Origin of the sequence: Streptomyces olivochromogenes, assembly GCF_001514115.1 — a bacterium.
GTDB classification, from domain to species: Bacteria; Actinomycetota; Actinomycetes; order Streptomycetales; family Streptomycetaceae; genus Streptomyces; species Streptomyces olivochromogenes.
The window spans coordinates 78,638-90,282 of sequence record NZ_KQ948474.1; the positions used below are offsets into that span (position 1 = coordinate 78,638).

At 68.9% G+C, this 11,645-nt stretch carries 9 protein-coding genes; 1 reads left to right on the forward strand and 8 read right to left on the reverse strand.

Annotation, left to right across the window (positions count from 1 at the left end):
* Positions 1-48: 48 nt before the first annotated feature.
* The 4 genes from AQJ27_RS41975 to AQJ27_RS41990 all read right to left on the reverse strand — a co-directional run bounded on the left by AQJ27_RS41975 (position 49) and on the right by AQJ27_RS41990 (position 5,548).
* Positions 49-2,109 carry a beta-galactosidase gene (locus AQJ27_RS41975; RefSeq protein ID WP_067381308.1) on the reverse strand — a complete coding sequence of 687 codons (2,061 nt, stop codon included), beginning with the start codon at positions 2,107-2,109 and terminating at the stop codon, positions 49-51.
* A gap of 107 nt (positions 2,110-2,216) precedes the next feature.
* A complete protein-coding gene (locus AQJ27_RS41980) occupies positions 2,217-3,557 on the reverse strand; it encodes an ABC transporter substrate-binding protein (RefSeq protein ID WP_067381311.1) in 1,341 nt (446 codons plus the stop codon).
* A 100-nt stretch (positions 3,558-3,657) separates the two neighbouring features.
* Positions 3,658-4,620 carry a carbohydrate ABC transporter permease gene (locus tag AQJ27_RS41985; RefSeq protein ID WP_067381314.1) on the reverse strand — a complete coding sequence of 321 codons (963 nt, stop codon included), beginning with the start codon at positions 4,618-4,620 and terminating at the stop codon, positions 3,658-3,660.
* Between the two features lie 4 nt (positions 4,621-4,624).
* Positions 4,625-5,548 (reverse strand): carbohydrate ABC transporter permease, encoded by a 924-nt coding sequence (locus AQJ27_RS41990; protein ID WP_067381317.1) that lies wholly within the window; start codon positions 5,546-5,548, stop codon positions 4,625-4,627.
* 283 nt (positions 5,549-5,831) lie between these two features.
* Here AQJ27_RS41990 and AQJ27_RS41995 point away from each other — a divergent pair, with 283 nt between their 5' ends.
* Positions 5,832-6,824, forward strand: a complete 993-nt coding sequence (locus AQJ27_RS41995) for a LacI family DNA-binding transcriptional regulator (RefSeq protein ID WP_060896767.1) — start codon at positions 5,832-5,834, stop codon at positions 6,822-6,824.
* A 123-nt stretch (positions 6,825-6,947) separates the two neighbouring features.
* On the opposite strand, the gene AQJ27_RS42000 is transcribed toward AQJ27_RS41995, so the two are convergent.
* From AQJ27_RS42000 to AQJ27_RS42015, 4 genes are all read right to left on the reverse strand, one after another.
* Positions 6,948-7,511, reverse strand: coding sequence for a cysteine hydrolase family protein (locus AQJ27_RS42000; RefSeq protein ID WP_067381323.1), 564 nt, complete (start codon positions 7,509-7,511; stop codon positions 6,948-6,950).
* Positions 7,512-7,592: 81 nt separating this feature from the next.
* A complete protein-coding gene (locus AQJ27_RS42005; RefSeq protein WP_067381326.1) occupies positions 7,593-8,855 on the reverse strand; it encodes a cytochrome P450 in 1,263 nt (420 codons plus the stop codon).
* 55 nt (positions 8,856-8,910) lie between these two features.
* Complete coding sequence (locus AQJ27_RS42010) at positions 8,911-10,536, reverse strand: FAD-dependent oxidoreductase (protein ID WP_067381331.1); 1,626 nt, start codon at positions 10,534-10,536, stop codon at positions 8,911-8,913.
* A 143-nt stretch (positions 10,537-10,679) separates the two neighbouring features.
* Entirely contained in the window at positions 10,680-11,528 is an 849-nt protein-coding gene (locus AQJ27_RS42015) for a class I SAM-dependent methyltransferase (protein ID WP_235613811.1), read from the reverse strand.
* Positions 11,529-11,645 lie beyond the last annotated feature (117 nt).

Sequence of the window (11,645 nt, forward strand, 5' to 3'; positions counted from 1 at the left end):
GCCGGCGTCACCCTCGAACGGGGGGCCGTGCTCGCTGTTCGAGGGCTGTCAAAGGGCGGGCTGCCGCAGTACGGCGACGTCCCGGGGGGCGAGGACGACGGTGCCGTCGTCGTCCGTCCGGCCGACCAGCAGGTCTCCGGAGACTCCGGCCAGCGGCACCGTCTCGTCGGTCCGGTTGACCAGGAACAGATAGCGGCTGTCCGCGCTCCGGCGCACGATCAGCTCGACGCTTCCCCGCGCGCCGTCCGGCAGTTCACTGTGCACACCGGCCGGGGCGAGCAGCTTCGGCAGCAGCGCGGTGAGACCGTCCGTGCCGAGCCGGGTGGAGACGTATGCGGCCGAGCCCTGGCCCGTCGGGCGCCGGGTGACGGCGGGGCGGTCGGCGTACGTGCCGCCGCGGTAGTGCGCCAGCACCTCCACCGCCGGGTCGGTGACGCTGATCCGGTCGGTCCACAAGGTGCCCGTGGCGGCGCCGTCCACGCCGTCCAGGTCGACGTCGGCCGTCTCGCCGTCGAGCAGCGGGCCGAACTCCTCGATGCGGATGCCGAGCAGCTCGCGCAGGGCGCCCGGGTAGCCGCCGAGCCAGATGTGGTCGTTCTCGTCGACGACACCGGAGAAGTACGTGGTGATCAGGTGGCCGCCGTTCTCGGCGTACCGGGTGAGCTCCTTGGCGAGCGGGGCCGGCATGACGTGCAGCACCGGCGTGATCAGGACCTGGTAGCGGTCGAGTTCGGTCTGCGTGGTGACGACGTCGGCCCGGATGCCGAGGGCGAGGAGCGCGGAGTACCAGTCCAGCGCCTCCTGCCGGTAGCTGAGCTGGGCGGTGGGGTGGGAGTCCTGCTCGCTCGCCCACCACGAGTCCCAGTCGAAGACGATGCCGACCCGGGCCGGCTCACGCTCGGTCCCGGCGACCGGAGCGAGCGTCTTGAGGGTCTGTCCGAGGCCGGCCACCGCGCGGAAGAGCTCGCTGTCGGCTCCGGCGTGCGGGACCATCGCCGAGTGGTACTTCTCGGCGCCTGCCGCCGACTGGCGCCACTGGAAGAAGCACACCGCGTCGGCGCCGTGGGCGACGTGCACCAGCGAGTCACGGGCGAGGTCGCCCGGCCGCTTGGCCACGTTGATCGGCTGCCAGTTGACGGCGCTGGTGGAGTGCTCCATGAGGAACCACGGACGGCCACCGGCGATGCCGCTGACGAGGTTGGCGGAGAAGGACAGCTCGTCGCGGTCCTGCGGGCCGGGCACCACGTAGTGGTCGTTGGAGACGAAGTCGATCTCGGCGGCCCAGTCCGCGTAGTTCATGCCCTTGGTGTTGCCCATCACCATGAAGTTGGTGGTGACCGGAACACCGGGCGTGAGCTCGCGCAGGACGTCCCGCTCCGCGCGCAGATGGTCCTTCAGCACGTCGGAGGAGAAACGCTTGAAGTCCAGCTGCTGGGTGGGGTTCGGGTGGGAGGCGGCCAGCCGGGGCGGCAGGATCTGCTCCCAGTCGCTGTAGCGCTGGGACCAGAACGCCGTGCCCCAGGCGTGGTTGAGGGCGTCGAGCGTCGTGTAGCGGGCGCGCAGCCAGTCGCGGAAGGCGCGGGCGGCGTCGTCGGAGTAGTCGTAGACGTTGTGGCAGCCCAGCTCGTTGGAGACGTGCCAGGCGACCAGCGCGGGGTGGTTCGCGTACCGCTCGGCCATCTTGCGCACCAGGCGCAGCGCGTGCTCGCGGAAGACGGGGGAGGTGGGACGCCAGTGCTGGCGCGCCCCGGGCCACAGCGTCTCGCCGGAGGCGGTGACCGGAAGGATCTCCGGCTGCGCCGTGCTGAGCCAGGGCGGCGGGGAGGCGGTGGCGGTGGCCAGGTCGACCCCGATGCCCCCCGCGTGCAGCAGGTCCATGATCTCGTCGAGCCAGCCGAAGTCCCACTCGTTCTCGGTGGGCTGGATGCGGGCCCAGGAGAAGATCGCCACGGAGACGATGTTGACGCCCGCCTCCTGCATGAGCCGGATGTCCTCCTCCCACACCTCGCGTGGCCACTGCTCCGGGTTGTAGTCGGCGCCGTAGGCGAGGCGGGGGGTGGGATCACCGTCCGGCCCGTGCCGCAACTGGGACAGGAGGGTGGAGATCATGGTGGTCCTTCCGGTTACTGCACGGGTGGCGCGAGGTGCGTGGTTGTTTCCGGGCGGCCGCCGCCGAGCGCCTGCTGCTCAGCGGCGGCTCCCGAGGGGAATGCCGGCTACTTCGAGACGGTGAAGCCCTGCTCGTTGCCGTACTTGATGGAGGCGTCCTGCCAGGACTTCAGGCCGGCGGCCAGCTTGGTGCCGGAGATGTAGGCCTTGCCGACGGTGTCGTTGAAGATCGAGTTGGCGTACTGCTGGAAGGGCAGGTACGACCAGTCGCTGGCGACGTTGGCGGCGGACTCGGCGAAGATCTTGTTGGCTTCCTGGCCGCCGAAGTAGTCGAACTTGGTGTTCTGGAACTCGGTGGACTGGAGTTCGGCCTTGGTCGCCGGGAAGGCGCCCTGCTTGATGCGGGTCTGCACGCCGTCACCGGAGTTGGCGTACTCGACGAACGCGTAGGCGAGTTCCTTGTTCTTGCCGAGCGCGGGCAGGGCGAGGGAGCTGCCGCCGTTCTCCGCGCTCGCCTTGTCGCCCTTGGTCCACTGCGGCATCGGGGCCGCTCGCCAGTCACCGGAGGCGTTCGGAACGCCGGAGACGAAGTTGGCGGGCATCCAGGCGCCGGTGGTCAGGGTGGCGATGGTGCCGTCGCCCAGGCCCTTGTACCAGTCGTCGGTCCAGCCGTTGATGGGCGAGACGAGCTTCTCGTCGATGAGCTTCTGCCAGGTGTCGGTGTACTTCTTGGCGCCCGCGTCCTCGAAGTTGACCGTCACCTTGGTGCCGTCGACCTTGTAGGGGCGCGAACCGGCCTGCCACAGCATGCTGGTGGTGAAGCCCGCGTCGCCGGCGTCGTTGGCGATGTAGACCTTGGGGTCGGCCTTGTGCAGCTTGCGGGCCGCGTCGACGTACTCGTCCCAGGTGGTCGGGACCGCGATCTTGTACTTGTCGAAGACCTTCTTGTTGTAGAACATCGCCATGGGGCCGGAGTCCATCGGCAGGCCGTAGACCTTGTCACCCTCGCTCACGGCGTTCCACGGACCCGGGGTGTACTTGGCGGCGAGCTTGTCGGCGCCGTAGGGGGCCAGGTCGCTGAGGCCCTTGGTGAGGGAGTACTGGCTCAGCGCGAAGTACTCGACCTGCGCGACGTCGGGGACGCCCTTCCCGGCCGAGATGGCGTTCGACAGCGCGGTGTAGTGCTTGTCGCCGGACCGCTCGCTGACGAGGTTGATCTTGACCTTGGGGTACTTCTTCTGGAAGTCGGCGGCGACCGTCTTCAGCGTGGGCTCCCAGGCCCAGACGTTGACCGTGCCGCCCTTCTTGAGGGCCGCCTGGATGTCCGTGGCGGAGACCGCCTTCTGGCCGGAGCTGTCGTCGTCGGAGCCTCCGCAGGCGGTCGCCCCCAGGGCGAGGACGGAGAGGAGGGTCAAGCCGCGCAGCAGGCGGCCGGAGGTTCTGCGCATGGAGGTGCTTCCACTTCTTCGTGGGCGGGACTTCTTCATGGGTGGGACAGAGTGAGGGTGAAAGAGGTGAGGCTGCGGGGGGTGGGGGCCTGAGGGCGGGCTATTCCTTGACGCTTCCGGCGGCAAGTCCGGACTGCCAGTACTTCTGCAGCAGCAGGAACGCGGCGATCAGCGGCACGATGGTGAGCAGCGAACCGGTGATCACCAGGTTGAAGATCACGTCGCCACCGATCGTCTGGGCCTGGGAGTTCCAGGAGTCCAGGCCGAGGGTCAGGGGGTACCAGTTCGGGTCCTTGAGCATGATCAGCGGCAGGAAGTAGTTGTTCCAGGTCGCGACCGTGGTGAACAGCAGGACGGTCACGGTGCCAGGAGCGAGCAGCGGCATGGCGACCTGGAAGAAGGTGCGGATCTCGCCCGCTCCGTCGATGCGGGCGGCCTCCATCAGTTCGGTGGGGATGGCCTCGGTGGCGAAGACCCACATCAGATACAGGCCGAAGGGCGAGACGAGCGAGGGGATGATCACCGCCCACGGTGTGTCCGTCAGCCCCATCTTGCTGAACATCAGGAACGTGGGCACTGCCAGGGCGGTGCCCGGGACGGCGACGGCACCGATGACCACGGCGAAGACGGCGCGCTTCCCGGGGAAGTTGAACTTCGCCAGCGCGTAGCCGCCTAGGATCGCCAGGAGGGTCGCGCCGCCGGCGCCGAGCCCGACGTACAGCAGGGTGTTCAGCAGCCAGCGGACGAAGATGCCGTCGTGGTACGTGAACGTCTTGCTGATGTTGTCCCAGAGGGCGAAGTCGTGGCTGAACCACAGGCCCGACGAGTTGGCGAGCCCTTCCTGGGTCTTGGTGGCGCTGATGACCAGCCACACCAGGGGCACCACGGTGTAGAGCATGATCAGGCCGGTGAGCACGGTCAGCAGGACGCTGCGCTTGGGGCGTCCGGGAGTGTGCTTGCGCCGCGTGCGCAGTCGGGGTGTGTTCTTGGAACCGCCGGACTGACCGGACTGAGCGGACGGGGGCTGGGAGGCGGTGGTGACGGGGCTGCTCGTGCTGCTCATCGGGTCACGCTCCCTTGCGCATGCCGCGGAGCTGCACGACATAGGCGATGACCATGGTGATCAGCCCCATGATGATGGCGACCGCCGCGGAGTAGTTGTGCTGCTGTCCGTTGAAGGACAGTGAGTACGTGTAGTAGTTCGGGGTGTAGTCCGTCGTGATGGCGTTGCGGGCCAGCGGCCGCAGGATGCTCGGCTCGTTGAAGAGCTGGAAGCTGCCGATGATCGAGAAGATCGTCGCGATGACCAGGGCGCCGCGGATGGCGGGGAGCTTGATGGCCGAGATGATGCGGATCTGCCCGGCGCCGTCGATCTCCGCGGCCTCGTACAGCGAGTTCGGGATGACCCGCAGCGCGGAGTAGAAGATCAGCATGTTGTAGCCCACGAACTCCCAGGTGACGATGTTGCCGATCGACGCCAGGACCAGGTCCGCGGAGAGCGGGTCCGGCAGGGTGACGTCGAAGGCGCTGTTGATGTCACCCACCAGACCGAACCGGGTGCCGTACATGAAGCCCCACATCAGGGTGGCGACCACGGCGGGCACCGCGTACGGCAGGAAGATCGAGATCCGGAAGAAGTTCCTGCCGTACAGACGGCCGCTGTCCAGCGCGAGTGCGACGAGCAGGGCGATCCCCAGCATGATCGGCACCTGGATCAGCAGGAACAGCGAGACCCGCTCCAAGGAGGACCAGAACTGGTCGTCCTGGAGAGCCTGCTTGTAGTTGTCCAGGCCGACGAAGGACGTGCCCCCGATGAGCTTGTCGCGGAAGAGGCTGAGGTAGATCGAATAGGCGATCGGAGCCAGGAAGACGAAGGCGAAGACCACCGCGAAGGGGCCGATGAACCCCCATCCTGTCCAGGAGCGGCGGTCCCTTTTCGGAGGCCGGTCCGGGCGCCGTGCCACGCCCGCAGGGGGTTGAAGCGTCGTCATGTCGTTCCTCGCTCGTCCATCTCGGAACCGGCGTCTCACGCCGTCGCGATGTTTACGTAAACATGCCGTCCCCCTTTGCGTCGAGGGCTGTTATGTTTACGTAAACATCTGATGGCGGCATGTCTACACTGCGCCAATGTCGGTGGTCAAGGGTCGTCTGACGAAACGACGACCCGGGTAACAAAGGAGACGGGTGGACACTGCGGACAGCGCCTCGACGGGGACGGAACGGTCCCGCGGGCGCAAGGGAAAACGGGCGGTGCGTCGCACGCAGACCGCGTCCATGGCGGATGTCGCACGCCTGGCCGGGGTCTCCTCGCAGACGGTTTCCCGCGTGTCCAATGGTTACGCGGGTGTGAACGAGGAAACCCGTGAACAGGTGCTGGCGGCGATGAAGGAACTGGGCTACCGGCCCAACAGCGCCGCCCGGGCCCTCAAGCGCGGCGAGTTCCGCACCATCGGCGTCATCACCTTCAACCTCTCCACCACGGGCAACATGCGCACCCTGGAGGCGATCGCCACCTCCGCGGCGCAGGAGGGCTACGCCGTCACGCTGCTGCCGGTCGCCGTGCCCACCCAGGACGAGGTGCGCGGCGCCTTCTCCCGGCTCGGGGAACTCGCCGTCGACGCCGTCATCGCCATCATGGAGGTGCACCTGCTCGACGCGGCGACCATCTCCCTGCCCCCGCACGTGCAGGTCGTCGTCGCCGACTCGGACGCGGGCGACCGCTACGCGGTGGTCGACACCGACCAGGCCGGGGGAGCCCGGGCCGCCGTACGCCACCTTCTGGACCTAGGCCACAGCACGGTCTGGCATCTGGCCGGCCCCGAGGAGTCCTTCGCGGCACAGCGACGCACCGATGCCTGGCACGCCGCCCTGACCGAGGCGGGCCGCGTTCCGCCGCCCCTCGTACGCGGCGACTGGTCGGCGGAGTCCGGCTACCGCGCGGGCCTGCGGCTCGCCGACGAGCGCGACTGTACGGCGGTGTTCGCCGCCAACGACCAGATGGCACTGGGCCTCCTGCGGGCCCTGCACGAACGCGGCCGGAAGATCCCCGACGACGTCAGCGTCATCGGCTTCGACGACATCCCCGAGGCCGGCTCCTTCCTGCCGCCGCTGACCACGGTCCACCAGGACTTCGCCGAGGTGGGACGCCTGTGCGTCGAGGGTGTCCTGCGGCGGATGCGCCACGGCGGGCCGGAACACGGCACCACGCTCGTCCCCACGAAGCTGGTGGTGCGGGGGAGCACGGCTCCGCCGGCCGGGGATGCGTGAGGTTCCAGACGCGTGAGGTTCCCGTGCAGAGAGCAGAGAGCAGAGAGCTGAGAGCTGAGAGTGGTGAGGCGAGAGGCGAGCGACGCTGAGCGGCAGGGATGCCGTGGCCGTTTCAGCCTCGCGCTATCGCGGTGCGAGGGTTTTGAGCCAGTCCTCTACGGTGACGACATCCGCCCATTGCGGGAACAGCTTCTCGGTGAGGAGCCGGTGCACCTCAGGGTCGGTGTCGAGGCAGGCATCCGCCAGGACGGTGAGGTCGAAGTCCAGGTCGATGGCGTGGCACAGGGTGGACAGCACCACACCGCTGGTGGCGATGCCGGTGAGGACAAGGCTGTCGATGTCACGAGCCCTGAGTACCAGGTCGAAGTCGCTGCCCGAGAACGCGCTCCCTCGCCTCTTGGTGACCACGACGTCGCCCTGCCTGGGCGCGACGTCGTGGTGGATCTCGGTGCCGGGGGCACCCTCGGTGAACAGGCCGGCCCGCACGGCGGCGGTGAGCACCCTGTTGCGGGGGCTGACCTCCGGATCGCCCGGCCGTAACGCGATGACCACGTAGATCACGGGGATGCCCGCCGCGCGGGCACCGTCGATCGCCCTGCCCAGGCGCGGCAGATATCCGGAGCCGTCGTCGGCGATGCTCACGATGTCCCGTTGGACGTCCATCACGAGGAGCGCGCGGTTCGCCATACTTGCCGTCCCTTCGGCACGGGGAAACAAGGGCAAGTCTGGGGGGATCGACCGAGCCACGCCGGGGAATCGCGGAGATCCTCATGCGGGATCGACGCCGTCGATCTCGATCAGAAGGTGGCGGGGGCCGCGCAGGCTGGGGCTCGTACGGTAGGGCGGTGGGTCGGCGACGAGTCGGGGGTTCTTCAGCCGGTGTGCCAGCTGGGTGAGAGCGATCTGTGTCTCGGGACGGGCCAACGGGGCACCGAAGCAGTAGTGGATGCCGCCGCCGAAGCCGAGGTGCTCGTTGTGCTCTCGATCGGGATCGAAGCGGTCGGGGTCCGTGACGAAGCCGGGGTCGCGGCTGCCGGAGGCGAGCACGAGGGCGACCGGTGAGCCCTTGGGGATGGTGGTGCCGGCGATCTCGATGTCGTCGAGGGTGTTCCGGCCGCTGGACAGAAACTGCACCGGTGGCTCGTAGCGCAGGAGTTCCTCGACCACGTGGGCGGCCAGATCGGGTTCGTCGCCGCGACGTAGCCGGTCGAGCACCTCGGGGTGGCGCAGGAGGGTGAGCATGCCGTTGGTGACGAGGTTGACGGTCGTCTCGTGACCGGCGACGAGCAGCAGGGCCGCGTTGCTCAGTATCTCTTCGCGTGACATCGGCGCCTCGTCGCTGTCACCGCTGAGCAGTCCGGAGAGCAGGTCGTCGCCCCGTCGGCCATGGCGGGCGTCGAGGAGCTGGGCGAAGTACTGGCCGAGGTCGGCGACGGCCTTCGCACGTCGGCGCTGCCGCTCCACGATCCCGCCGGTGGTCGGATCGGCGGTTTCGATGACCGCGCCGGACATCACCTGGAAGCGCGGTTCGTCCTCGCGGGGTACTCCCAGCAGCTCGCAGATCACCGTGACCGGGAACGGATAGGCGAAGTCGTCGACGATGTCGACCCGGACCGTGCCGGACCCGTCCTCCCCTGTGAAGTCGTCGATCAGTCTCGTCACGATCCCGAGCAGGTCGGACATCATGCCGTCGATACGTTCCGGACGGTGGGGCGGGCCGAAGTTCCGCGTCAGCAGGCGCCGAAGGCGGTCGTGCTCGGGCGGGTCGGTCCGGATGAAGTTGGGCGGCAGCCCGGGAAGGCCCTCTTCGTACTGCGCCGCGACATCGGCGCCGACCTCGGGAAGGTTGCGCGCATCCGAGCTGAGCCGTGGGTCGTGGAGCAGGGAGACGATCTCGCGGTAGGTGCTCACGACGTAGGTCCCGTCCTCCACCCGTACCACGGGTGTCTTGCGCAGCTCGGTGTAGAGCGGGTACGGGTCGGCACGGTGGGAGGGATCCAGGATCTGCTGCCAGGTGCTGGTCCGGGTCATGGAGGGCATCTCCCGCAACTCGGGGATCAGGGACGTGCGGTGGCCTGGGCAGGGGTCACAGGTACGTTCTGCGGACCAACGTGGCCCGCCGTTCACTGGGTCCGTGCCCGGTCACCACGACCGTGGCCTGAGGGGTGGGCCGTTCCGGGACCTCGGCCGCGACCGGGTGCCCGTCGGTGGGCCGGTCGACGGTGCGGAAGGACGGCGGGAACGGCGCCGCCCGGTCGATCAGTCCTGCATAGAACTCCAGCCACTTGGCCTGGTTGAAGGCGACCGCCGCGGTGATCCGCCCGCGGTAGCCGTAGACGGCGACGAAGCGGCGCTCGGCCACCGATCCCTGGGCGATGACGACGTGATCGGCGTGGGTCGGGACGCCGACGGACTTGATCTCGGTGCCGAACTGGGTGGACCAGAACTCCGGCAGCGCCAGATGCGGCCAGCGCTCACTCTGGGTGCTGATCATGTTGTGCGCGGCGATCCCCGCCTGGGCGACGGCGTTGCCCCAGTGCTCCAGGGCCAGGTACTGGTAGTCGTAGACGGGGTGTGGGCAGCGGGCCACGTCGCCCGCGACGAACACATCGTCGGTCACGAGGCCGTTGACGTCGACGGCGCGGCACCCCGCATCGCACGCCACGCCCCAGGCCCCTGCCGCCAGCCCCGAGCCTTCCAACCACTCCACGTTGCGGATGCTGCCAAGAGCGGCCACCGCCACTTCGACGTCCAGAGTGCTGCCGTCGGACAGACGGGCGCGCCGCAGCCTCCCACTGTCGTCGCCTTCCAGTGACTCGACTCTGACGCCGCACCGCAGGTCGACGCCGTTGTCGCGCTGCATCTGCGCCGCGACCCCGCCGATCACCGCGCCCAGCGCCCCGGCCAACGGGGCCGGGCCGCGCTCGAGTACGGTCACCCGCAGATCCAACTCGCGGCAGGCGGAGGCGACTTCACAGCCGGTGAACCCGGCACCGATGACCAGCACCCGGCCGGGCCCGGCCGCCAGCCGTTGCCGCAGCCCTTCCGCGTCTTCCGGCGTACGCAGCGCGAACAGCCCGTCGAGAGCGGCCTCCGCCTCGTTCGGCCACGGGCGCGCCCGTACTCCGGTGGCGATGAGCAACCGGTCGAATTCCACCTTCTCGCCATCGGCCAGCAGCACCTGCTTGCCGCTCAGGTCGAGCCCCGTGGCCGCGACCCCGAACCGCCAGTGCGCGTCGAGTTCGTCGCGGCGGGGCAGTCCGGTCCGCCGCGCAGGAACCTGGCCCATGAGGACCTGCTTGGACAACGGCGGCCGGTCGTAGGGTGCGTGAGGCTCGTCCCCGATCACGGTCAGCGAGCCGGTGAAGCCCTCCTGGCGCAGCGTCCGACCAGCCCGCAGGCCGGCCAGGGACGCCCCGACGATGACGATGCGCCCCGTACGCTTGAACGCCTCCCCAGGGCCGGGGGCGGCCACGTGCGTCTCGGGCGCGGGCTCCTGGATCCGGGTGTCGTCACGGGTGTCGTCACGGTCGAGGAAGATGGCCTGGACCGGGCAGGCCGCCGCGGCCCGCACGATCTTCTCCCGCTGCGCGTCGTCCGGTTCGGTGTCGTACAGCAGCGCCTCGTCCCCCTGGATGACAAACACATCCGGCGCGGCGAAAGCGCACTGCGCGTACCCCTGGCACCGAGTGAGATCCACGACAACCTTCATGTGGACGCCCCTTCCGAGCCCTGCGGATCGGCCGTTTCGTCCCCGCCCGCGCACCGCACGGACGTCGTGATGTCTGCTCTTTCAGTGGATCACGGTAGGCCCGGGCCCGCATCCCGCTGCGGGCCGACAGCAGGCCGGCCGGATCACGGCTCGGCGGGGTTCTTTCCCCAGACGAAGACCTCGGTGCTCGGAAGGCGCTCGGAGAATCGGCCCGACGGGGACACCTCCCGCAGCAGGAGACGCACGTCCGACTCGAAGGAGTCACGGCGCGCGCCGAACAGGTGCGGAGCAGAGAACGACATCGAGAACACCCCCGCGACGACGTCATCGCACGTGCGCTCAAGCGCCTGCCCGCCGGGAACGACATGACGCCGAGGACCGGAGAATCCCGCGCGCGTGAGCACCGCCGCCTCGCCGCCGGGCGTGCCCTGCGGCAGCACCCCGCGCCTGGCGCGTCGTACCGGTCCGAGATAGTGCCTGACCAACTCGTCCATCGCGGGATAGGGCACCGCCGGATACGGAAGATCGTCGACGGACCGACGCTCCGTTTTCAGATCCGAGATGTGCACGAACGCCCCGCCGGGCAGGAGCATGTCCCTGATGGTCGCCGCCACCAGATCCCGATCCATCCAGTGGAAGGACTGGGCGAAGGTCGCCACGGTGAACGTCCCAAGGCCTGCGGGCAGGTCCTCGGCCCGGACCCGCACCCACCGCGACTTTCCGCTCACCCCCGCCTCGGCGGCTCCCCTTCGAGCTTCGGAGAGCATCCCGCTGTCCGGATCCACACCGACGATCTCACCGAACAGGTGCGCCAGACTCAGTGCCAGGGTGCCCGGTCCGCATCCCACGTCGATCAGGCGCCCCCGACCGTCGAGTCGCAGAACCTCGGCGAGCACATCCGCGAGACCGGGTGCGTACGGGAGCCTTCCTCGTCGGTAGTAGGGGGCCGTCCCCGAGAACAGCGTGTCGTCCCACTCCCAGCCGGCGACCACCGCCACCCGCCACCCTTCACAGAAACACAGGATTGCCCGACGGCGGTCGCCGCACCGGCCAAGATAGCGAACGCACGGATTGCCGGACGACCAATTTCGTGCCGAGGACCACGTGGT

Excerpts from the sequence above, each read along its gene's own strand:
- AQJ27_RS42010 (WP_067381331.1), bottom strand. The coding sequence starts at position 10,536 with ATGAAGGTTGTCGTGGATCTCACTCGGTGCCAGGGGTACGCGCAGTGC.
- AQJ27_RS41990 (WP_067381317.1), bottom strand. The coding sequence starts at position 5,548 with ATGACGACGCTTCAACCCCCTGCGGGCGTGGCACGGCGCCCGGACCGG.
- AQJ27_RS41995 (WP_060896767.1), top strand. The coding sequence starts at position 5,832 with ATGGCGGATGTCGCACGCCTGGCCGGGGTCTCCTCGCAGACGGTTTCC.
- AQJ27_RS42000 (WP_067381323.1), bottom strand. The coding sequence starts at position 7,511 with ATGGCGAACCGCGCGCTCCTCGTGATGGACGTCCAACGGGACATCGTG.
- AQJ27_RS41975 (WP_067381308.1), bottom strand. The coding sequence starts at position 2,109 with ATGATCTCCACCCTCCTGTCCCAGTTGCGGCACGGGCCGGACGGTGAT.
- AQJ27_RS41985 (WP_067381314.1), bottom strand. The coding sequence starts at position 4,620 with ATGAGCAGCACGAGCAGCCCCGTCACCACCGCCTCCCAGCCCCCGTCC.
- AQJ27_RS42005 (WP_067381326.1), bottom strand. The coding sequence starts at position 8,855 with ATGACCCGGACCAGCACCTGGCAGCAGATCCTGGATCCCTCCCACCGT.
- AQJ27_RS41980 (WP_067381311.1), bottom strand. The coding sequence starts at position 3,557 with ATGCGCAGAACCTCCGGCCGCCTGCTGCGCGGCTTGACCCTCCTCTCC.